This is a genomic window from Pseudomonas lurida, assembly GCF_013522705.1.
Lineage (GTDB): Bacteria > Pseudomonadota > Gammaproteobacteria > Pseudomonadales > Pseudomonadaceae > Aquipseudomonas > Aquipseudomonas quebecensis.
In genome coordinates, this window is record NZ_JAAMRE010000005.1 from 22,565 (window position 1) to 44,769 (window position 22,205).

Genomic DNA, 22,205 nt, shown 5'->3' on the forward strand with positions numbered 1-22,205 from the left:
AGTTCCGGACCGCTAGGGCGGGGCCCAGATATCTGCCAACACTTAACACAACATAGGAGCATTGAAGGGCTTCACCACCCATTCAGTAACTCTGAGTGGCAGTTCACAGGTTAAGTTCCGGGCTGCTCGAAAACTATTGGAAATAACTGTCAGGCGTTTCCGACATAAGGCGCATCGCCACCGCGCAGGGTGGTGGCAACGCGTCGACAATCAATGTGCTTCGTCCCAGTTATCGCCCACACCTACTTCTACCAGCAGCGGCACATCCAGTTGCGCCGCCGCGCTCATGTGCTCGCGGATCTTCTCGCTGACTTGCGGCACCAGATCCTCACGCACTTCCAGCACCAGTTCATCGTGCACCTGCAGGATCACCTTGGCATCCAGGCCCGAATCGGTCAGCCAGTTGTCCACCCGCACCATGGCTTTCTTGATGATGTCCGCCGCGGTGCCTTGCATCGGCGCGTTGATCGCGGTGCGTTCCGCCGCCGCGCGCTCCTGCGGTTTATTGGAGTTGATGTCAGGCAGGTATAGCCGGCGTCCGAAAAAGGTCTCGACATACCCTTGATCGGCCGCCTGGGCACGGGTGCGCTCCATGTATTCGCGCACGCCCGGGTAGCGGGCGAAGTAGACGTCGATGTAAGCCTTGGCGGTCTTGGTATCAACACCGATGTCCTTGCCCAGCTTCTGCGCACCCATGCCGTAGATCAGGCCAAAGTTGATCGCTTTGGCGCTGCGACGCTGGTCGGACGTGACCGCATCCAGCTCGACCTTGAACACTTCGGCTGCCGTGGCCGTATGCACATCCAGGTTATGGCGGAAGGCATTCATCAGCCCTTCGTCCTTGGACAAGTGCGCCATGATTCGCAGCTCGATCTGCGAATAGTCCGCCGCCAGCAGCTTGTAGCCCTTGGGCGCGACAAACGCCTGGCGGATGCGCCGCCCCTCGGCGGTACGCACGGGAATGTTCTGCAGGTTCGGGTCGCTGGAAGACAGTCGCCCGGTCGCTGCGACCGCCTGTTGATAAGACGTGTGGATGCGCCCGGTGCGCGGGTTGATCTGCTGCGGCAGGCGATCGGTGTAGGTGCTCTTGAGTTTGCTCATGCTGCGGTACTGCATCAGCACCTTGGGCAGCGGGTAATCATCTTCGGCCAGCTTCGCCAGCACTTCTTCAGCGGTGGAGGCCTGGCCTTTGCCGGTTTTCTTCAGCACCGGCAGCCCGAGTTTTTCATAGAGAATCGCCCCCAGTTGCTTGGGTGAACCGAGGTTGAACGCCTCACCGGCGATCTCGTACGCCTGGCGCTCCAGCTCCACCATCTTATTGCCCAGCTCGATACTCTGGACACCCAGCAGGTCGGCATCCACCAAGGCACCCTGGCGTTCAATGCGCGCCAACACCGGGACCAACGGCATTTCGATATCCGTCAGTACATCGGCCAGGCTCGGGATAGCGGCCAGCTGCGCGTGCAGCGCCTGGTGCAGACGCAGCGTTATATCCGCATCTTCGGCGGCATAGGGGCCAGCCTGCTCAAGCGCAATCTGGTCGAACGTGAGTTGCTTGGCGCCTTTGCCGGCGATGTCCTGGAAGCTGACGGTGTCGTAGTCCAGGTATTTCTTCGCCAGGCTGTCCATATCGTGGCGAGTCGCGGTGGAGTTGAGCACATAGGATTCGAGCATGGTGTCGAACGCGATGCCGCGCACCGTGATGCCGTGCGCGGGATCACCGCCGATGGCGCAGTTGGCCAGGATGTTCATGTCGAACTTGGCGTGCTGGCCGACCTTGAGCTTGTTCGGGTCTTCCAGCAGTGGTTTGAGGGCCAGCAGCACGGTATCACGATCCAGTTGCTGCGGCGCGCCGATGTAGGAATGAGTCAGCGGGACGTAGGCCGCTTCGTGGGGTTGCACGGCAAAGGACACACCGACCAACTGCGCCTGATGGGCGTCGACCCCGGTAGTTTCGGTGTCAAACGCAATCAACGTCGCAGCGTCGAGCTTGCGCAACCAGGCGTCGAATGTGGCCTGGTCAAGAATGGTGGTGTATACCGCCTCGACGGGGGCGATGACCACTGCGTCCGCCACCGCTGCAACGGCAGGTATGACTTCGGTCGAAGCCTTGAGCTCGACACGCTTGGCGTCGCGCTGCACTTCGTCGTACCAGCTCTTGAATTCCAGCAGGGTATACAACTCCAGCAGCTTGTCCCGGTCCGGCTCGATCAGGTGCAGGTCGTCCAGGCCGACATCAAGGGGTACATCGATCTTGATGGTCGCCAATTGGTAGGAAAGAAACGCCATCTCCTTATGTTCTTCCAGCTTGGCCGGCAGGTTCTTGGCCCCACGGATCGGCAGCGTCGGCACCATATCCAGCTGTTCATAAAGTTCTTTGAGACCGCCATTGACACCCACCAGCAGGCCGGAGGCGGTTTTGGGACCGATGCCGGGAACGCCGGGGATGTTGTCGGACGAGTCCCCCATCAGTGCCAGATAATCGATGATCTGCTCGGGAGCGACGCCAAATTTCTCCTTTACGCCCTCCACGTCCAGGGCGCTACCGGTCATGGTATTGACCAGGGTAATGTGCCCGTCGACCAACTGCGCCATGTCCTTGTCACCCGTGGAGATCACCACCGGGCGGTCAGCGGCCGCACTGCTGCGCGCCAGGGTGCCGATCACGTCGTCGGCCTCGACGCCTTCGACACACAGCAACGGGAAGCCCAGGGCGATCACGCTCTGATGCAGCGGTTCGATCTGCAGGCGCATGTCGTCGGGCATGCTGGGGCGGTTGGCCTTGTATTGGGCGTACATGTCATCGCGAAAAGTCCCGCCCTTGGCGTCGAACACCACCGCGAACGGGCTGTCCGGGTACTGTTTGCGCAGACTCTTGAGCATGTTCAACACGCCCTTGACCGCACCGGTCGGCAGGCCTTTGGAGGTGGTGAGCGGAGGCAGCGCGTGGAAGGCGCGGTACAGGTAGGACGAACCGTCCACCAGGACGAGGGGGGCTTGGCTCATGTGCAGGATCAACCTTTTCGGCGGGTCAGGCGCTAGAATAGCCGGACCAATGAAAACAAAGGGACAAGGTTATCATGCGTACATTCAATCGCCTGCTGTTGACCGGCTTGATTGCACTCGCTCCGATGGCTGCCATGGCGGCGGACGATGCGCCCTCGGGCGACCCGGAAGTCACCATTCGCACGGAAGGCGACAAGACCATTCAGGAGTATCGCCAAAACGGTTTTCTGTACGCCATCAAGGTGACTCCGAAGGGAGCCCCTCCGTATTTCCTGGTGCGCGCGGACGGAACCGACGCGAACTTCATCCGCTCTGACCAGCCGGATATGCTGATCCCGTCATGGAAGATCTTCGAATGGAAATGATTTCTTAACTTCAATCGGCGCCGCCCACCGCGGCGCCCGTACTGGCAGTTTTAACCATGTCTGTGTTTACCCCCCTGGCTCGGCCCGAGCTGGAAACCTTTCTTGCCCCCTACGGGCTCGGCCGCCTGCTTGATTTCCAGGGGATTGCCGCCGGTAGCGAAAACACCAACTTCTTTATCAGCCTGGAGCAGGGCGAGTTTGTCCTGACCCTGGTCGAACGTGGCCCGGTGCAGGAGATGCCGTTCTTCATCGAGTTGCTGGACGTGCTCCACGACGCCGACCTCCCCGTTCCATACGCCCTGCGCACCGCCGACGGCGTGGCCCTGCGCGAACTGGCCGGTAAACCGGCCCTGCTGCAACCGCGTCTGGCCGGCAAGCACATCAAGGACGCCAATGCCCAGCACTGCGCCCAGGTCGGCGAACTGCTCGGCCACCTGCACTTGGCGACTCAGGGTGACAAGCTGCTGGAGCGCAAGACCGATCGCGGGCTGGACTGGATGCTCAGCGAAGGCAAGCAGCTGATTTCTCACCTCAATAACGACCAGCAGCGCCTGCTGCAGGCCGCGCTCGATGAAATCACTGCGCATAAGGCGCAGATCCTCGCCTTGCCTCGCGCTAACGTGCACGCGGACCTGTTTCGCGACAACGCGATGTTCGAAGGCACGCACCTGACCGGTCTGATCGACTTCTACAATGCCTGCTCGGGCCCGATGCTGTACGACGTGGCGATTGCCCTGAACGACTGGTGTTCGGACGCTGAGGGTGTGATCGACGCCCCCCGTGCCCGCGCACTGCTGGGTGCCTATGCGAGCCTGCGGCCCTTTACCGCCAAGGAAGCCGAACTGTGGCCGACCCTGCTGCGGGTGGCGTGTGTACGCTTTTGGCTGTCGCGCCTGATCGCGGCCGAGTCGTTTGCCGGGCAGGATGTTCTCATCCACGATCCCGCCGAGTTCGAGCATCGCCTGGCGCAGCGTCAGCAGGTCACCGTCCACCTGCCATTCGCACTCTGAGGAGCAGCCCGGTCGAACATGCGGGAGGGCGCAAACCTTTCCCGCATATGATCGTCGCTGAGGCTTACAACGACTCCAGGCACCCCGCCAAGTCATTGCCCAGCTTTTCCAGCACCTGCTCATAACCTTGCGCAGTCGCAGGGGTGTAACCACCCAACGCGTCCAGCTCCGCCAGTTTCACCGGCAGACCTGCCACCAGGGTTTCAGCCAAACGCGGACGCAGCGGGGGCTCGCTGAACACACAGGTCTTGCCCACCTCCTGCAACCGCGTACGCATCGCTGCGACGTGCTGGGCGCCCGGCTGAACCTCGGCCGCGACGCTGAACACGCCCGCATGCTTGAGGCCGTAAGCGGCTTCGAAATAATCGAAGGCTTCGTGGAAGACGAAGTAGGGTTTGTCGCCGATCCCGGCCAGACGCGCCTTCAGGCGCGCATCCAACGCATCCAGGCGTGCGGCGAAAGCCTTGGCGTTGCTCTGATAACGCGCGGCGTTGGCAGGGTCGGCGCTGGCGAGGTCGGACGCCATGCGCGCGGCAATCACGCGGGCGTTCACTGTCGATAGCCACAGGTGGGCATCCACACTGCCAGGACGATGATCGTGGTCATGCTCGTCGGCTTCGTCGGCGTGAGAATGGCTGTCTTCGGCGAAACGGCGCAATTGCATGCCCGGCAGGTCCTGCACGGCCGCGGTTGTGGCTGTACGATTTTTGAGCACGCGAGGCAGGAAGGTTTCCATGTCCGGCCCGATCCAATACAGCAGATCGACCGACTGCACGCGCCGTACGTCGGATGGGCGCAAAGCAAAGTTATGCGGCGACGCACCCGGCGGCAACAGCACCTCCGGAACCGCCACGCCGTCCTGTACCGCCGCGGCGATCAGCTGCAATGGCTTGATGCTGGTAAGCACCTTGACCTCGGCCTGAGCAGCGCCGACAACGAATAAACTGGTGACAAATACGACAAAAACGGGAAAAAGTCGGGACACGATGACCACTCAATGGCGTAGGAACGGGTAACATAATAACGTCTCTATCAAATATCTGTCGCCGCTCATGCCTATAACACCGCTTGCCAGCCGTCCCCACGACCACTCTCACTGCGTGCACACCGCGCTGTCGGAGGCCGATGCGCTGTGCGCACGCCAGGGCCTGCGCCTGACCGCCCTGCGGCGGCGCGTGCTGGAACTGGTTTGGCAAAGCCACAAACCGCTGGGCGCCTACGACATTCTCGGCGTGCTCAGCGAACAGGACGGTCGCCGCGCCGCGCCGCCCACGGTGTACCGCGCACTGGATTTCCTGCTGGAAAACGGCTTGGTTCACCGCATCGCCTCCCTCAACGCGTTTGTCGGCTGCAACCACCCGGAGCATGCGCACCAAGGTCAGTTCCTGATCTGCCGGGTGTGCCACGCCGCTATCGAACTTGAACAAAAAACCATCAGCGATGCGATTATCCACAGCGCCGCCGAGGTTGGCTTTCGGGTCGAAGGGCAAACGGTCGAAGTCGTCGGCCTGTGCTCGGGCTGCCAGGGGGCTTGATGAGCAACGCGTTGATTCGCCTGGAGCAGGTCGGCGTCACGTTCGCCGGGCAAAACGTGCTGGATAACATTGCGCTGAGCGTGGAGCCGGGGCAGATCGTCACCCTGATCGGCCCCAATGGCGCCGGCAAGACCACCCTGGTGCGCGCCGTGCTCGGCCTGCTCAAACCCGACAGAGGCAGTGTGTGGCGCAAGCCCAGACTGCGCGTGGGCTATATGCCACAGAAACTGCATGTGGACCCGACCCTGCCATTGTCCGTGTTGCGCTTCCTGCGCCTGGTGCCGGGTGTGGACCGTGCCCGCGCCCAAGCCGCACTCAAGGAAGTCGGTGCCGAACAGGTGATCGACAGCCCGGTGCAGAGCATCTCCGGTGGCGAAATGCAACGCGTGCTACTGGCCCGCGCCCTGCTGCGCGAGCCGGAACTGTTAGTGCTCGACGAACCTGTGCAAGGCGTCGATGTCGCCGGCCAGGCGGAGCTCTACAGCCTGATCACTCGCCTGCGCGACCGCCATGGCTGCGGCGTGCTGATGGTGTCCCACGATCTGCATCTGGTCATGAGCACCACCGACCAAGTGGTATGCCTCAACCGCCATGTGTGCTGCTCCGGCCACCCGGAACAGGTCAGCGGCGACCCGGCATTTGTCGAGCTGTTCGGCAAAAACGCGCAGAGCCTGGCGATTTACCACCACCATCACGACCATGCGCATGACCTGCATGGCGCGGTGGTCGATGACCCGAGCACGTCTCATACCCACGTTCATGGAGATAGCTGCAAGCATGGCTGATTTTCTGCTCTACGCCCTGCTGGCAGGCTTGGCTCTGGCACTGGTCGCGGGCCCTTTGGGCTCGTTCGTGGTCTGGCGGCGCATGGCCTATTTTGGCGACACCTTGTCACACGCCGCGCTGCTGGGCGTGGCGATGGGCTTTCTGTTGGATGTGAGCCCGACCATCGCCGTGACCGCAGGCTGCCTGCTGCTCGCGGTGCTGTTGGTGACGCTGCAACAACGCCAGCCGCTGGCTTCAGACACCCTGCTGGGGATTCTGGCACCGAGCACCTTATCCCTGGGTCTGGTGGTACTGAGCTTCATGCACGAAGTGCGCATCGACCTGATGGCTTACCTGTTCGGCGATCTGCTGGCGATCAGCCCCACCGACCTGGCCTGGATCCTCGGCGGCAGTGCGATGGTGCTGGTGTTGCTGGTGACGCTGTGGCGCCCGTTGCTGGCGGTCACCGTGCATGAAGAACTGGCCAGGGTCGAAGGCCTGCCGGTGCCCGCGCTGCGCATGGCTCTGATGTTGCTGATCGCGGTGGTGATTGCTGTCGCGATGAAGATTGTCGGCGTATTGTTGATCACATCGCTGCTGATCATTCCCGCCGCCGCCGCCCAGCGTCACGCCCGCTCACCGGAGCAGATGGCGATCGGCGCCAGCCTGCTGGGGATGCTTGCAGTGTGTGGGGGCCTGGCGTTGTCGTGGTTCAAGGACACTCCGGCCGGACCGTCGATCGTGGTCACCGCCGCCGCCCTGTTTCTGCTGAGTTTTGTCCTGCCCCGTCGAGGGGTGTAGACTTGCTCGCTTTTTGCGCAAATAGAGAGTCGCAGGAATGAAGCCGTTCACCGCACGTTATCTGCTCCTTGCCGCATTTTCCCTGCTGCTGGGTGCCTGTCAAAGCACACCGCCCGCGGCCCCCGAGGCAACGGACCCGCGCGCCGCCGCCATCGCGCAGCTGGAGCAAAACCTGGCCAGCAGTGAGCTGGCCACCGCCGAAGATCAGCTCGCCACGCTGCAGGCCCAGACGCCTGACGATCCGGCGCTGGAAACCTATCAGCGCCAGCTGGCCGAAGCCTATCTGCAGCGCAGCCAGATCGTGCTGCAAAAAGGCGACGTCAACGCAGCCGCCACCGCCCTGAGCCGCGCCCGGGCTCTGATGCCCAAGGCACCGGCGCTGACCGGCGGCGTCAACAGCGCAATCACCCATGCCCGCAAAGTCGAGCTGGATAAAGCCGAGGAGGCCCTTAAAGCTGCTGAAGCCAAGCCTGCCGCCAAGGTCATCGACCCGGCAGCGCCGAGCACCACAGTGGCGCTGGACCTCACCCACATTCAAGACATGCGCCATCAGCTCGACGCCATTGCCACCGACGTGGTGAATTACCAGTGCGACGTGAGCATCCAGGTGCCACGCACGGAAGATTACCCGTGGCTGGCCAGCCTGCTGACCAAACGGGTAAAGCGCATCGATTCGGGGTATGACCTGAAGATCCACCGGCAGATTCTGAAGAATATCCCGGCGCAGATCGTGTTGATTCCGCGCAAGGCGCAGTGAAGTAAAAGCATCGGGGGCAAGCCCCCTCCCACACATTGAACTGTGAATACATTCAAATGTGGGAGGGGGCTTGCCCCCGATAGCTATCTAACTAACAACTCCTGCCTTAAGCCGGAATCGCCTTGGCCTTCGGCTCACGCTCCCACACTCGGTGCTGCGCAATCGCGGCGAAAAACGCCTTGAACGCCTTGGCATCCGAGCCGACGATCAGTCCCGCATCCGCTTCAAGCTTCAGCTGATCCAGCAGCGGCTTCACGTCCGCACCCACGGCAATCGCCTTCAAGTGCTTGTAGGCTTCCAGCACGTAATGCAACGCCACACCGTCGCCGCTCAAGGCGTTCACCGAGTCTTTGCCGCCTGGGATAAACACCGCATCGAACGCAATGGATGGCATACCTTCCATCGACGCATCCACCGCCAGGGTTTTGCCATCGGCCGTCTTCACCGGCGCCGAGGTCGGCCCCAGCAGTTTGGCGTGAGCACCTTCGGCCTCCAGAGCCTTTTTCAACGCATCAATCGCGGCGCCATCCACACCGTTGGCCGCCAGGATCGCGACTTTGCGTGTTTTGATATCCCCCGACAGCAGGTTCACCTGGCTCAACGCCGGCGATGTTTTCACCGAGGTCTCGCGTGGCGGCACGGTGCCCTTGGTCGGCGCCGGCAGGCCCAGGTTCTGCGCCACGCGCTTGGCCAGTTCCAGATCGATGTTGGCGAGGATCTCGTTCACCTGGCGCGCACGAATATGCTCGCGCTCAACCTTGCCCAGCTCAAAGCTGTAGGCGGCGATGATGTGCTCTTTCTCGTGGTGGCTCATGCTGTTGAAAAACAGCGTGGCCTGGGAGAAGTGATCGCCGAACGATTCACTGCGCTCACGCACCTTATTGGCATCGACGCGCTCGTAATAGGTTTCGAAACCGCCATCGGTCGGGCCTGGCGGGGTCTCTTTCGGCCAGCCGCCATCGATCGAATTCGGTTCGTACGCCGCGCGGCCCTTGTCGATCACACTGCGGTGCTGCGCGTCGCGCTGGCCATTATGGAACGGCGCCACGGGTCGGTTGATCGGGATTTCATGGAAGTTCGGACCACCCAGGCGGCTGATCTGCGTGTCCGTGTAGGAAAACAGACGGCCTTGCAGCAGCGGGTCGTTGGTAAAATCGATACCCGGCACGATATGCCCAGGGCAGAACGCCACCTGCTCGACTTCGGCAAAGAAGTTGTCCGGGTTGCGGTTAAGCACCATCTTGCCAAGCGGCGTAATCGGCACCAGCTCTTCGGGGATAATCTTGGTCGGGTCGAGCAGGTCGAAGTCAAACTTATGCTCGTCCTCTTCGGCGACGATCTGTACGCCCAATTCCCATTCGGGGTAGTCACCGCTCTCGATGGACTCCCACAGGTCGCGGCGATGGTAGTCGGTATCTTTACCGGCGAGCTTCTGCGCTTCGTCCCACACCAGGGAGCAGGTGCCCACCTTCGGACGCCAGTGGAATTTGACGAAGCTGGACTTGCCCTCGGTGTTGATCAGGCGAAAGGTGTGCACGCCAAAGCCCTGCATGGCGCGCAGGCTTTTAGGAATCGCACGGTCGGACATTGCCCACACCACCATGTGCGCCGACTCCGGCACCAGGGAGACGAAGTCCCAGAAAGTGTCGTGCGCCGAGCCGCCGGTAGGAATTTCGTTGTGAGGCTCGGGTTTTACCGCATGCACGAAGTCAGGAAACTTGATCGCATCCTGAATGAAAAACACCGGCATGTTATTGCCCACCAGGTCGAAGTTGCCTTCTTCGGTGAAAAACTTCACGGCAAAGCCGCGCACGTCGCGCACCGTGTCACCCGAACCACGCGGGCCCTGCACGGTGGAGAATCGCGCAAATACCGGGGTTTTATGCTCGGGGGTGCGCAGGAACCCGGCCTTGGTCAGTGCCGAGTGATCTTCGTAAGTCTGGAAATAGCCATGGGCACCGGTACCGCGAGCATGCACGATGCGCTCCGGGATACGTTCATGGTCAAAATGCGTGATTTTTTCCCGCATGATGAAATCTTCGAGCAGCGAGGGGCCCCGGGAGCCAACTTTCAAGCTGTTCTGGTTGTCGGAAATCTTCACGCCCTGGTTGGTGCGCAAAGCCTGGCCGGTGGCGTCGGAGCGGAAAGCTTCCAAGGCCTGCAGCTTGGCATTGGTATTGCCGCGGTCCAGGGTATCGGTCCCCGCGAGTTCGCTCTTGGGCGGGGTAGCTGGCTTGTTGTCGCTCATCAGTCAAAACTCCTTATTCAAAGTGGCCAGAGCGTTCCCCCGGCTCGTTTGAGCAAAACCCCAGGCACGGCACCTGAGAAATCGAGTTGCTTAAATAGGGACTGACAGGGTTTTGCGCCGTTCCTTTTTTATGACCTTTGATCGCGTTATTGCCAAATCGCTGGTTGGATGCGAAATAAATGCTAAGAAACGCTAAACGGACAGGCTAAAATGCGCGCCCGGCTAACCGCTGATCCCCTTTTCATGCGCCCCACAAGGTTCGCTACGTGATCGAGTTTCAAAACGTCCATAAAACCTACCGTGTCGACGGTAGGGATATCCCCGCGCTGCATCCCACCAGCCTGCGTGTCGAGAACGGCCAGGTGTTCGGCCTGATCGGCCATTCGGGTGCGGGTAAAAGCACACTGCTACGCTTGATCAACCGCCTGGAAGAGCCCAGTGGCGGTCAGATCACGGTCGATGGCGAAGAAGTCACCGCCCTGGACGCCAACGGCCTGCGCCGTTTCCGCCAGCAGGTCGGCATGATCTTCCAGCACTTCAACCTGCTGGCGTCCAAGACTGTCGCCGACAACGTGGCGCTGCCGTTGACCCTGGCCGGCGAATTGTCGCGCAAGGCTATCGACCAACGCGTGGCTGAACTGCTGGCCCGCGTCGGCTTGTCGGACCACGCCAAAAAGTACCCGGCGCAATTGTCAGGCGGCCAGAAGCAACGCGTCGGCATCGCCCGCGCCCTGGCGACCAAGCCCAAGATTTTGCTGTGCGACGAAGCCACCAGCGCACTCGACCCGCAGACCACCGCGTCGGTGCTGCAACTGCTGGCTGAAATCAACCGCGAGTTGAAGCTGACCATCGTGCTGATCACCCATGAAATGGACGTGATCCGTCGCGTATGCGACCAGGTCGCCGTGATGGACGCCGGTGTGATCGTGGAGCAGGGTTCGGTGGCGGATGTGTTCCTGCATCCTAAGCACCCGACCACCAAGCGTTTTGTGCAGGAAGCCGACCAAATCGACGAAAGCGAACAGCGCGATGACTTCGCTCACGTGCCTGGCCGTATCGTGCGCCTGACATTCCAGGGCGAAGCGACTTACGCGCCATTGTTGGGTACCGTCGCGCGCGAGACGGGAGTGGACTACAGCATCCTTGCCGGTCGTATCGATCGCATCAAAGACATTCCCTACGGGCAACTGACTCTGGCCATCACCGGCGGTGATATGGAAGCAGCTTTCGCCCGCTTCACCGCAGCCGACGTACATATGGAGGTCCTGCGTTAATGGACGTGTTACTGCATTACTTCGACAAGGTGGATTGGGCCGACATTTGGGTCGCCACCGGTGACACCATGCTGATGCTCAGCACTTCGCTACTGTTCACCGTGCTGGTCGGCCTGCCGCTCGGCATCCTGCTCTTCCTGTTCAGCCCACGTCAGTTGCTGGAGCAGAAAGCCACCTACGGCGTTCTGGCGTTTATCGTCAACGCTATACGCTCACTGCCGTTTATCATTCTGCTGATTGTGATGATTCCTACAACGATCTTTATCACCGGCACATCCCTGGGAGTGGCCGGCGCGATTCCGCCGTTGGTGGTAGGCGCCTCAACGTTCTTCGCGCGGCTGGTGGAAACGGCTCTGCGCGAAGTGGATCGCGGCATCATCGAAGCAACACAAGCCATGGGCGCTACCACTCGGCAGATCATCGTCAAGGCACTTTTGCCCGAGGCGAAGCCTGGCATCATTGCCGCAATCACCGTGACCGCCATTGCACTGGTGGGCTACACCGCCATGGCCGGCGTGGTCGGTGCCGGCGGGTTGGGTGACCTGGCGATCCGCTATGGATACCAGCGTTTCCAGGACGACGTCATGGTCGTCACCGTCATCATGTTGATTGTGCTGGTGCAGATTCTGCAAACCATCGGCGACAAGCTGGTGACACACTATTCTCGAAAATAACGGCCATTGCCGGCCAACTGCCGGCAGATGCCCGAACAAGGAGCTTGCTGGATGAAAAAACTACTGGTTGCTTTCGCCGCCGTTGCCGCGTTTTCCGCTCACGCGGACGAGACCCTCACCGTCGCGGCTTCGCCGGTGCCCCACGCGGAAATCCTCGAATTCGTGAAGCCGGCCCTGGCTAAAGAAGGCGTGGACCTCAAGGTCAAGGTGTTCACCGATTACGTGCAACCCAACGTACAAGTGGCCGAGAAGCGACTGGATGCCAACTTCTTCCAGCACCAGCCGTACCTCGATGAGTTCAACAAGACCAAGGGCAGTCACTTGGTAAGCGTGGGAGGGGTACACCTGGAGCCTCTGGGCGCTTACTCCAGCAAGTACAAAAAACTGGACGAGCTGCCAAGCGGCGCCAACGTTGTGATACCGAACGACGCCACCAACGGTGGCCGCGCCCTGCTGCTTCTGGCCAACAACGGCCTGATTACCCTGAAGGACCCAACCAACATCCTGTCGACCACCAAAGACATTACCGCCAACCCGAAAAACCTGAAGTTCCGCGAACTGGAAGCCGCCACCCTGCCGCGCGTGCTGACTCAGGTCGACCTGGCGCTGATCAACACCAACTACGCCCTCGAAGCCAAGCTGGACCCTTCCAAGGACGCCCTGTTGATTGAAGGCAGCGACTCGCCGTATGTGAACATCCTGGTCACCCGCGAAGACAACAAGGACGCGGACGCCGTGAAGAAACTGATCGCCGCTTTGCACACCCCTGAGGTGAAGCAATTCATCGAAGAAAAATACAAAGGCGCGATCAAGCCGGCGTTCTGATCCTGAAGAAACAACCTGATCCCCAGTCCACTCGCGATCAACAATATGGGAGGGGGCTTGCTCCCGATAGCAATGCTTCAGTCGGCATCTACATCGACTGGCACTCTGCTATCGGGGGCAAGCCCCCTCCCACATTAGGTTTGTGCAAGATTCGAATGTGCTAATCGACGACCAACCGTAGTGCCTCTGACATCGGCCACCTGATGGGCTTGCATCTCGATTCAGCATTACGGCGTGAACTCGATTCCGATCAACAGCAGACGCTGGCCCCGATCCCTCAGGCAACACAAAGCAAATGTGGGAGGGGGCTTGCCCCCGATGGCAGTGCTTCAGTCGGCATCTACATCGGCTGACACTCTGCTATCGGGGCAAGCCCCCTTCCACATGTGTGGTGTGTCGGCTATTACTGACGCTGCAACAACCCTGGCAATTGCGCCACCAGCTTCTGGTTGTTCAACGGCGCGCGGATAAAACCACGTTGCGTCCCGTCCGGGCCGATCAGCGCGAGGTTGCCGCTGTGATCGACGGTGTAGTTGGGCTTGCTGGTATCGGCCGGGATGAACGGGATACTCACGGCGTTCGAGACCTTTTGCACCTCAGCCACATTTGCGCCGGTCAGACCCTGGAATTGCGGATCGAAATAGCCCAGGTATTGCTTGAGCTGGGTCGGGGTATCGCGGTTGGGGTCGACGCTCACCAGGATCACCTGAAGTTTATCCACAACGTCCTTGGGCAGCTCGCTTTTGATCTGGCGCAGCTGGGCGAGGGTAGTAGGGCAGATGTCCGGGCAGAAGGTGTAGCCGAAGAACAGCAGACTCCACTTGCCCTTCAATTCATTGATCAGCACCGGCTGGCCGTCCTGATTGGCCATGGTCACCGGCGGCAGCGCACGGCTTTGCGGCAGCAGGATAATGCCGGCGTCGATTAACGCGGTCGGGTCGCCCTGGCCTTTGCCGTTGAGCACTTTGTTGACGGTCAGGCCCATGATCAACGCGACGATGGCCACCAGGATAAAGACGGTTTTTTGAGTTCGAGTCATAGGTTCAACAGTAAGTAGTGGTCTACGAGCAGCGCGATAAACAGCAGGAACAGGTACCAGACAGAGTACTTGAAGGTGTTGATCGCCGCGTGCGGCCGACCGCCACGGTACAACACCCAGGCCCATTGCAGAAAGCGCGCACCCAAGACCAGCGCGCAACCCAGGTAGAGCGGGCCGCTCATATGGATCACATAGGGCATAAGGCTTACCGCCAGCAGGGCGAAGGTGTAGAGCAGGATATGCACCTTGGTGTAATGCTCGCCGTGGGTTACCGGCAGCATCGGAATATCGGCCTTGGCATATTCCTCCTTGCGGTGAATGGCCAGGGCCCAGAAGTGCGGCGGGGTCCAGGCGAAGATAATCAGCACCAGCAGCAGCGGCTCGGCGCTGACATGCCCGGTAACCGCAACCCAGCCCAGCAACGGCGGCGCGGCCCCGGCCAGGCCGCCGATGACGATATTCTGCGGCGTCGCGCGCTTGAGAAGACCGGTGTAGATCACCGCATAGCCCAATAACGACGCCAAGGTCAGCCACGCCGCCAGCGCATTGGTAAACGCCAGCAACAGCGTAAGCCCGGCCACCGCCAACACCAACGCAAAGGCCAGCGCGGCCACGGGCTGCACGCGCCCTTGCGCCAGCGGCCGCTTGTGGGTGCGAGCCATCACGGCGTCGATCCGCCGGTCCACCACGTGGTTGATCGCCGCGGCGCCGCCGGCACACAGAGCGATCCCCAGGTTGCCGAAAACCAGTACTGTCCACGGCACCCCTGCGCGGGTTGCGAGAAACATACCAACCAGGGACGTGATCAGCATCAGCACCACCACTTTCGGCTTGGTCAGCTCCAGATAATCGCGCCAGAGCGCCTGGTCGTGCCGCGCGCCGGTCAAGGTCGCCATGGCATCTCTCCTTTAAGGGTGATCAGGCCCGATACCGGTTTGCGCGGGATAAAACGCCAGCCGTACGGCCGCTGACTGCGCGCCCGCACCAGGCTGGTACGCGCGTGGTAATTGACCAGCACCAGCGTCAGCAACAACCCGGCGCCGCCGGCGTTATGGGCCACGGCCACCGGCAGCGGCAGATGGAAATACACATTGCTCAAGCCCAGGCCGATCTGCGCGGCCATGGCGATCAGCAACAGGCCCGCCAGCCGCGTCATGCCCACTGCGCGCAGTTGCCAGGCCAGGCCGAGCAGAGCCAAAGTGACGATAACCGCGCCCACGCGGTGGGTCAGGTGAATGGCCGTGCGCGCCTCGCTGTCGAGTTGCCCGCCCAGGTAGTTCGGGCCGATGTGCTGGGTCAGGTGAAAGCCGTTGGCAAAGTCCGCCGCCGGCCACCATTGACCATGGCAGGTAGGCAGGTCGATGCAGGCCACCGCCGCGTAGTTGGAGCTCACCCAGCCGCCCAGGGCGATCTGTCCGATCACCAGCACCAGCCCGGCCGTCGCCCAATACTGCAGGCGCCTGGGCACGACCAGCGCCGGCAGTACACCGGACAATCGCAGGGTCAACAGGAACAGCAGGCTCAAGGTGGCAAAGCCGCCCAGCAGATGCCCGGTGACGACCTGGGGCCACAGCTTCAACGTCACCGTCCACATGCCGAATGCGGCCTGGGCAACTACCACGACCAACAAAAACAGCGGCAATTTCACCGGCTGGCCGGGATCGCGCCGATGGCTCCAGCACCGCGCCGCCAGCACGCCGATCACCAACCCCAAGGTGCCGGCGAAGTAGCGGTGGATCATCTCGCTCCAGCCTTTGCCAGCCTCCACCGGCGTATCGGGAAAATGCAGCTCGGCATGGGCCAGCTGGGCTTCGCTGTTGGGCACGGCGATAAAGCCGTAGCAACCGGGCCAGTCAGGGCAGCCCAGGCCGGCGTGGGTCAGGCGCGTATAGGCACCGAGCAGCACGACGATCAGCGCCAGCAGGGTGGCAAACAACGCGAGGCGAAATCCAGGCTTGGCCATGACGATGCCCTTATCCGATATTTGACAGTTTCAGCAGGTGACGCAGGTCGTTGAGCAGATCCTTGCCCTTGACCGTGGCGTCGTAGCGCAGAACCAGGTTGCCGTGGGGGTCGACGATCCACAGCTGCGCCTCACCCGGCGCGGCGGCGTTTCGGTTGAAGGTCGATAGATCCAGCACATAGCGTTGCAACTGCGGATATTCGGCCTTGAGCCTGGCGTCGTAGTCCGCACTCAGCGGCTGCGCGCTGGCCAGCGCGTGGCTGGCGCGGGAGGCATCGCGCCCCAGACCGATCTGCAGCTGCCGGGCCAGATACACCAGTTGCCGGCAATCGGTGGCGCAGGCGGTGGGCGCGGTCACCAACAGTTGCCAGCGCTGCTCGTCGGCCTGCACGCCGATATCGGCGCGGGTCTGGCCATCACCGATCATCTCGCCGTGATAGCTGCGGCTGTCAGGCACCCAGAACTGCAGCTTGTACATGAGCGTGGCCAACACCATCGGGCCGATGACCATCAGCAGGATCAGGATCAATTGCCAGCGACCTTTGCGGCGGTCGGGCAGCTCAGACAGGTCGGGTGGATTCATGGCCGCTCCCATGGGGCTTCTCCTTTTTTGTGTGGTGCCATCCGAGATAGAGATAAAGCGCCAGCAGCGCCACTGCCATGGCGAACCACTGCACGGCATACGCCAAGTGTTTTTCCGGCCCCATGGCCACTACCGGCCACTGGGTTTCGTAGGTGGCAGGGCCAGGTTCGGCGCGCAGCTCGTAGGCATAACCGCTGCGGCCCAGCTCGGCCCACAATGCGACCGGGTGCAGTGCGGTGAGCAAGCGCGGCCAACTCGACACGACCGGGTCGGCCTGCAACTGGAAGGTCTCGCCCGGTGCCACGTACACCCAGGCGTCGAGATTCAGCGGTTGTTCAGGGGTGGTAAAGGCCGGCGGCGTGCGCCGGTCCGGCCAGGGCAGCCAGCCGCGATTGAGCAGCAACCACAGACCGCTGGCCTGGTCATGGAAGGGTTGCAGCAGCTCGACGCCGGCCTTGCCATCGCGCATGCGGTTGTCGAGCAGTACGCTGTGTTCGGCATCGAACCGCCCGCGCAGGTGAACTCGGCGAAATGCGGGGTCCACCTGTTGCGTGAGCTGGTCGCTGGTGATGGGTTCGGCGGCGCGGCGCTCTGCGTAGCTGTCCATCAACGCCTGCTTTTCCTGGCCGCGAGACAGCTGCCAGCAGCCCAGCCCCACCATCAGCGGTAACAGCAGCAGCACCACTACCGTCGGCGCGATACCGGGACGAAAGCGCTGCCAGGCACTGGCTATACTGGATTCCATCGCCCCTCCCCTTGAAAGCCCAGGAGCCGCACCATGCTCAAAGCAGCCATTGCCCTGATGCTGATCGCGACCGTCGTGAGCCTGTTCAGTGGCTTGTTCTTCCTGGTCAAGGACGAGGGCCACTCCAGCCGCCTCGTCACCGCCCTGACCGTGCGCGTGGTGCTGGCCGTGATCACCCTGGGATTGATCACCTGGGGCTTTTTCAGCGGCCAGCTGGTGTCGCACGCGCCGTGGTGAAACGCCTCACAGCACGTATACGAAGAAAAACAGGCCGATCCACACCACATCCACAAAGTGCCAATACCAACTGGCCGCTTCGAAGCCGAACTGGTGCTCGGCATTGAAATGCCCACGCAGGATGCGCATCAGCATCACAAATAGAATGACCGTGCCGATGGTGACGTGGGCGCCGTGGAAACCGGTGAGCATAAAGAACGTCGCGCCGTACACGCCCGAGCCCAATGTCAGGCCCAGTTCCTTATATGCATGGATATATTCCTCAGCCTGGAACCCCAGGAACGCCAGGCCCAGCAGAACAGTGATAGCCAACCAGAGTTTCAGCGCGCCGCGATGGCCTTTGCGCAGGGCATGGTGGGCGATGGTGATGGTGACGCTGGAACTGACCAGCAGAATCGTATTAACCAGCGGCAAGCCCCACGGGCTGATAGTGCCTTCCGGCGCGGGGTAGAGTTTCGGGTCCGGGTTGTTGAGCAACGGCCAGGCAAATTCAAAGTTCGGCCACAGCATGTGCGCAATGCCTTTGGGCCCTTCGCCGGCCAACGCGGGACCGGACACATGGCGCACATAGAACAGCGCGCCGAAGAACGCGATAAAGAACATCACTTCGGAAAAGATGAACCAGCTCATCCCCCAGCGAAACGAGCGATCCATCTGCGCACTGTACAAACCGGCGCGACTTTCCTTTATTACCGCGCCGAACCAGCCGAAGAGCATGTAGGCCAACAGCAAGCCACCGACGAAAAAGATCCACGGCCCGTGGGATTCCGGGCGCGCCGCCTTGAGATCGTTGAACCACAGGCCCAGGCCGTACACGGTGATCAACAGGCCAAACGTGGCAATTATTGGCCATTTGCTTTGCGCTGGTACGTAGTACGTATCATGAGTCGACATGTATTCGCTCTCCTGATTGAGCGGGCAAACAGTAGCTAGCCGCCGCTGTGGGCGGCCACGGGCGGTTGGCGCGCGGTGATATCAAACAGCGTGTACGCCAGGGTCAGATGCTTCACATCCTTGGGCATGTCACGGTCGACGATGAACCGCACGGGCATTTCGATGCGCTCGCCGGGCTGCAGCACTTGCTGTGTGAAGCAAAAGCACTCGGTTTTGTGGAAGTACACCGCCGCTTCGGCCGGGGAAATGCTCGGGATCGCCTGCGCAGTCATCGGTTTTTTGCTGGGGTTGTAGGCTACGAACAGCATCTCGTTGACCGCCCCGGGGTTGACCACCAGCTCATCGGCCTTGGAGCGAAATTCCCAGACCATGTCGATGGCATTAGTGGCCAGAAACTGCACGCGCACTTGGCGCGACGGGTCCACTACCTGCGAGCCCTCGTACTGCCCTGCGGTCTTGCCGTTGATGCCGAACGCCTTGCACATCACGTCATAGATGGGCACCAGCGCGAAGCCGAAGGCGAACATCGCCACTACCAGGATCAACAGCCGGGTGACCAGGCGCTTGAGGGGCACGGAGTCAGCCATGGCGTCCACCTGCTGCGCCGCAAACCAGGCTGATGTCGGCTGACATACCGTCATCGCGGGCAAGCCCCCTCCCACAAGGGATCAGCGTCTTCATTTGACCTCCGGCGGCGTGGTGAAGGTGTGGTACGGCGCCGGCGATGGAATGCTCCATTCCAACCCTTCGGCGCCATCCCACGGTTTGGCCGGTGCCGGTGGGCCGCCACGGATGCACTTGATCACGATAAACAGGAAGAAGATTTGCGTGGCGCCAAACATGAACGCGCCGATCGACGACACCATGTTGAAGTCGGCGAACTGCAGGTTGTAGTCCGGCACCCGCCGCGGCATGCCGGCCAGGCCCACGAAGTGCATCGGGAAGAACGCCATGTTCATGCCCACGAAAGACAGCCAGAAGTGCAGCTTGCCCAGGGTTTCGTCGTACATGTGGCCGGTCCATTTCGGCAGCCAGTAGTACGCCGAAGCGAAAATGCCGAAGATCGCGCCGGGCACCAGTACGTAATGGAAGTGCGCCACCACGAAGTAGGTGTCGTGGTATTGGAAGTCCGCCGGCGCAATGGCCAGCATCAAGCCGGAGAAACCGCCGATGGTGAACAGGATCACGAAGGCCACGGCGAACAGCATCGGCGTCTCGAAGGTCAGCGAGCCTTGCCACATGGTGCTGACCCAGTTGAACACCTTCACCCCCGTCGGCACGGCGATCAGCAACGTGGCGTACATGAAGAATAACTCGCCCACCAGCGGAATGCCCACCACGAACATATGGTGCGCCCACACGATGAACGACAGGAACGCGATGCTCGCCGTGGCGTAGACCATCGAGGTGTAGCCGAACAGCGGCTTGCGCGAAAAAGTCGGGATGATCGAGCTGACGGCGCCGAAGGCCGGCAGGATCATGATGTACACCTCGGGGTGGCCGAAGAACCAGAACACGTGCTGGAACAGCACCGGATCACCGCCACCGGCGGCACTGAAGAAGCTGGTGCCGAAGTGAATATCCATCAGCATCATGGTCACGCAGCCCGCCAGCACCGGCATCACCGCAATCAGCAGGAAGGCGGTGATCAGCCAGGTCCACACAAACAGCGGCATCTTCATCAACGTCATGCCGGGGGCGCGCAGGTTGAGGATGGTGGCGACCACGTTGATCGCACCCATGATCGAGCTGATGCCCATCAGGTGGATGGCGAAGATGAAAAACGTCACGCTTTGCGGCGCATACGTGGTGGAGAGCGGCGCATAGAAGGTCCAGCCGAAATTCGGCCCTCCGCCCGGCGTGAACAAGGTCGACACCAGCAACAGGAACGCCGCCGGCAACAGCCAGAAGCTGAAGTTGTTCATGCGTGGCAGCGCCATGTCGGGCGCGCCGATCATCAGCGGTATCATCCAGTTGGCCAGGCCGACAAACGCCGGCATTACCGCGCCGAACACCATGATCAGACCGTGCATCGTGGTCATCTGGTTGAAGAACGCCGGCTCCACGATCTGCAACCCCGGCTGAAATAACTCGGCGCGGATCACCATGGCGAAGGAGCCGCCCAGCAGGAACATGGTGAAGGCGAACCACAGATACATCGTGCCGATGTCCTTGTGGTTGGTGGTCAGCACCCAGCGCATCAATCCTTTGGCGGGGCCGTGGGCGTGGTCACTGGCGTGGCCATGGTCATCGATCACAGCGCTCATGGCCGTTCTCCTGCAAAAGAAGGGGCGGGGCGGTTCAGGGCATTTGCAATGAAAGAAGTCATTTGCTTTCCGCCTGCTTGATGGCCAACACATCTTTAGGCGTGACCATGTCGCCCTTGTTGTTGCCCCACGCGTTGCGCTCGTAGGTCACTACGGCGGCGATATCCACTTCCGAGAGCTGCTTGCCGAACGCGGCCATCGCAGTGCCAGGCTTACCGTGGTAGACAAGGCTCAGGTGATCGGCCGCAGGCCCGGTGGCAATTTTCGAGCCCTTGAGCGCCGGGAACATCGGCGGCAAGCCCTGGCCCTCAGCCTGGTGACAGGCCACGCAAGTGGTGTGGTAAACCTTGTCGCCACGGGCCACCAGCTCTTCAAGGGTCCACTCTTTGGAGGTCAGCTCCTTGAGCTTGGCGGCGTCGGCCTTGCGCTCGCCGAGCCAGGTGTCGTAGTCGGCCTTGGATTTGACCTCCACCACGATGGGCATGAAGCCATGGTCCTTGCCGCACAGCTCAGCGCATTGACCACGGTAGAGGCCAGGCTTTTCGATACGGGTCCAGGCTTCGTTGACGAATCCGGGGATGGCGTCACGCTTGACCGCAAACGCCGGCACCCACCAGGAGTGGATCACATCGGCGGCGGTCACCAGAAAGCGCACCTTGGCGCCCACCGGCAGCACCAGCGGCTGGTCGACTTCCAGCAGGTAGTGCTCGCCCTTGGTGGCCTGGTTGCGGATCTGCTCGGCAGGCGTAGCCAGGTTGCTGAAGAATTCAACATCCTGGCCCAGGTATTTGTAATGCCATTTCCACTGGTAGCCGGTGACCTGGATATCGATGTCCGACTCACTGCTGTCGTAGATATTGATCAGGGTCTTGGTGGCCGGGATGGCCATCGCGATCAGGATCAGCAGGGGCACGACAGTCCAGAGGATTTCCACGGTGGTGCTCTCGTGGAACTTGGCCGCGACCTGGCCGGTGGAGCGGCGGTGGACGATCATCGACCAGAACATGGCGCCGAACACGACGATGCCGATCACTACACAGATCCAGAAAATGGTCATGTGCAGGTCAAACACCGCGTGACTGACTTCTGTCGCCCCTGGCGCCATATTCGTGGTCCAGGCGGCGTGCGCCTGGCCGAATACCGACCACAACAGGAGGCCCATCCAAACATGTGGATGTCGCATCATTGCGAGTTCCCCTTATCGTTCTTGTTATCCC

The 22,205-nt window shown here is 61.3% G+C and carries 22 protein-coding genes; 10 read left to right on the forward strand and 12 right to left on the reverse strand.

Features of this window, described 5'->3' with window-relative positions; genetic code table 11:
• Window positions 1–210: 210 nt before the first annotated feature.
• Entirely contained in the window at window positions 211–3,006 is a 2,796-nt protein-coding gene (polA, locus tag G7025_RS06010; RefSeq protein ID WP_181077404.1) for a DNA polymerase I, read from the reverse strand.
• 74 nt (window positions 3,007–3,080) lie between these two features.
• Here polA and G7025_RS06015 point away from each other — a divergent pair, with 74 nt between their 5' ends.
• Both G7025_RS06015 and G7025_RS06020 read left to right on the forward strand, forming a co-directional pair.
• On the forward strand, window positions 3,081–3,371 hold the full coding sequence (locus G7025_RS06015; RefSeq protein WP_017528747.1) for a DUF2782 domain-containing protein: 291 nt from the start codon (window positions 3,081–3,083) through the stop codon (window positions 3,369–3,371).
• A 56-nt stretch (window positions 3,372–3,427) separates the two neighbouring features.
• Window positions 3,428–4,381, forward strand: a complete 954-nt coding sequence (locus G7025_RS06020; protein ID WP_181077406.1) for a homoserine kinase — start codon at window positions 3,428–3,430, stop codon at window positions 4,379–4,381.
• A gap of 64 nt (window positions 4,382–4,445) precedes the next feature.
• Here G7025_RS06020 and G7025_RS06025 read toward each other — a convergent pair whose 3' ends face one another.
• Entirely contained in the window at window positions 4,446–5,375 is a 930-nt protein-coding gene (locus G7025_RS06025; RefSeq protein WP_181077407.1) for a zinc ABC transporter substrate-binding protein, read from the reverse strand.
• A 58-nt stretch (window positions 5,376–5,433) separates the two neighbouring features.
• Here G7025_RS06025 and zur point away from each other — a divergent pair, with 58 nt between their 5' ends.
• Genes zur through G7025_RS06045 form a run of 4 tightly spaced genes read left to right on the forward strand, consistent with a single transcriptional unit; the run spans window position 5,434 to window position 8,239 of the window.
• Window positions 5,434–5,916: a zinc uptake transcriptional repressor Zur gene (gene zur / locus G7025_RS06030; protein ID WP_181077409.1), complete on the forward strand. Its 483-nt coding sequence runs from the start codon at window positions 5,434–5,436 to the stop codon at window positions 5,914–5,916.
• Window positions 5,916–6,701 (forward strand): zinc ABC transporter ATP-binding protein ZnuC, encoded by a 786-nt coding sequence (gene znuC / locus G7025_RS06035; RefSeq protein WP_181077411.1) that lies wholly within the window; start codon window positions 5,916–5,918, stop codon window positions 6,699–6,701. Before zur ends, znuC begins: the two co-directional genes overlap by 1 nt.
• Complete coding sequence (gene znuB, locus G7025_RS06040) at window positions 6,694–7,482, forward strand: zinc ABC transporter permease subunit ZnuB (RefSeq protein ID WP_181077413.1); 789 nt, start codon at window positions 6,694–6,696, stop codon at window positions 7,480–7,482. The genes znuC and znuB overlap by 8 nt, the downstream gene beginning before the upstream one ends.
• A gap of 37 nt (window positions 7,483–7,519) precedes the next feature.
• Window positions 7,520–8,239, forward strand: a complete 720-nt coding sequence (locus tag G7025_RS06045; protein WP_181077415.1) for a PA5502 family lipoprotein — start codon at window positions 7,520–7,522, stop codon at window positions 8,237–8,239.
• A gap of 106 nt (window positions 8,240–8,345) precedes the next feature.
• Here G7025_RS06045 and katE read toward each other — a convergent pair whose 3' ends face one another.
• Window positions 8,346–10,487, reverse strand: a complete 2,142-nt coding sequence (gene katE / locus G7025_RS06050) for a catalase HPII (protein WP_181077417.1) — start codon at window positions 10,485–10,487, stop codon at window positions 8,346–8,348.
• A 266-nt stretch (window positions 10,488–10,753) separates the two neighbouring features.
• Between katE and G7025_RS06055 the strand changes: the two genes are divergently transcribed.
• From G7025_RS06055 to G7025_RS06065, 3 genes are read left to right on the forward strand one after another with little or no spacing between them, the layout of a single operon-like run.
• Window positions 10,754–11,761 (forward strand): methionine ABC transporter ATP-binding protein, encoded by a 1,008-nt coding sequence (locus G7025_RS06055; protein WP_181077418.1) that lies wholly within the window; start codon window positions 10,754–10,756, stop codon window positions 11,759–11,761.
• On the forward strand, window positions 11,761–12,435 hold the full coding sequence (locus tag G7025_RS06060; protein ID WP_034101701.1) for a methionine ABC transporter permease: 675 nt from the start codon (window positions 11,761–11,763) through the stop codon (window positions 12,433–12,435). Before G7025_RS06055 ends, G7025_RS06060 begins: the two co-directional genes overlap by 1 nt.
• 51 nt (window positions 12,436–12,486) lie before the next feature.
• Window positions 12,487–13,260 (forward strand): MetQ/NlpA family ABC transporter substrate-binding protein, encoded by a 774-nt coding sequence (locus tag G7025_RS06065; RefSeq protein ID WP_181077420.1) that lies wholly within the window; start codon window positions 12,487–12,489, stop codon window positions 13,258–13,260.
• 403 nt (window positions 13,261–13,663) lie between these two features.
• Here the strand turns inward: G7025_RS06065 and G7025_RS06070 are convergent, their stop codons facing one another.
• The 5 genes from G7025_RS06070 to G7025_RS06090 are packed head-to-tail and all read right to left on the reverse strand — an operon-like array spanning window position 13,664 to window position 17,590.
• Complete coding sequence (locus tag G7025_RS06070) at window positions 13,664–14,299, reverse strand: SCO family protein (RefSeq protein ID WP_181077422.1); 636 nt, start codon at window positions 14,297–14,299, stop codon at window positions 13,664–13,666.
• A complete protein-coding gene (gene cyoE / locus G7025_RS06075; protein WP_181077424.1) occupies window positions 14,296–15,195 on the reverse strand; it encodes a heme o synthase in 900 nt (299 codons plus the stop codon). Before cyoE ends, G7025_RS06070 begins: the two co-directional genes overlap by 4 nt.
• Window positions 15,183–16,262, reverse strand: coding sequence for a COX15/CtaA family protein (locus tag G7025_RS06080; protein ID WP_181077425.1), 1,080 nt, complete (start codon window positions 16,260–16,262; stop codon window positions 15,183–15,185). The genes cyoE and G7025_RS06080 overlap by 13 nt, the downstream gene beginning before the upstream one ends.
• Window positions 16,263–16,272: 10 nt before the next feature.
• Window positions 16,273–16,857: a hypothetical protein gene (locus G7025_RS06085; protein WP_181077427.1), complete on the reverse strand. Its 585-nt coding sequence runs from the start codon at window positions 16,855–16,857 to the stop codon at window positions 16,273–16,275.
• Window positions 16,823–17,590 (reverse strand): SURF1 family protein, encoded by a 768-nt coding sequence (locus G7025_RS06090; RefSeq protein WP_181077429.1) that lies wholly within the window; start codon window positions 17,588–17,590, stop codon window positions 16,823–16,825. The genes G7025_RS06085 and G7025_RS06090 overlap by 35 nt, the downstream gene beginning before the upstream one ends.
• 33 nt (window positions 17,591–17,623) lie before the next feature.
• On the opposite strand from G7025_RS06090, the gene G7025_RS06095 reads away from it, so the two are divergent.
• Window positions 17,624–17,827 carry a twin transmembrane helix small protein gene (locus G7025_RS06095; RefSeq protein ID WP_181077430.1) on the forward strand — a complete coding sequence of 68 codons (204 nt, stop codon included), beginning with the start codon at window positions 17,624–17,626 and terminating at the stop codon, window positions 17,825–17,827.
• 6 nt (window positions 17,828–17,833) lie between these two features.
• On the opposite strand, the gene G7025_RS06100 is transcribed toward G7025_RS06095, so the two are convergent.
• The 4 genes from G7025_RS06100 to coxB form a co-directional block, all read right to left on the reverse strand.
• Window positions 17,834–18,721: a cytochrome c oxidase subunit 3 gene (locus tag G7025_RS06100; protein ID WP_181077432.1), complete on the reverse strand. Its 888-nt coding sequence runs from the start codon at window positions 18,719–18,721 to the stop codon at window positions 17,834–17,836.
• Between the two features lie 35 nt (window positions 18,722–18,756).
• Complete coding sequence (locus G7025_RS06105; protein WP_181077434.1) at window positions 18,757–19,308, reverse strand: cytochrome c oxidase assembly protein; 552 nt, start codon at window positions 19,306–19,308, stop codon at window positions 18,757–18,759.
• A 90-nt stretch (window positions 19,309–19,398) separates the two neighbouring features.
• Entirely contained in the window at window positions 19,399–20,988 is a 1,590-nt protein-coding gene (ctaD, locus tag G7025_RS06110; RefSeq protein WP_181077435.1) for a cytochrome c oxidase subunit I, read from the reverse strand.
• A gap of 58 nt (window positions 20,989–21,046) precedes the next feature.
• Complete coding sequence (gene coxB, locus G7025_RS06115; protein ID WP_181077437.1) at window positions 21,047–22,174, reverse strand: cytochrome c oxidase subunit II; 1,128 nt, start codon at window positions 22,172–22,174, stop codon at window positions 21,047–21,049.
• Window positions 22,175–22,205: the final 31 nt, after the last annotated feature.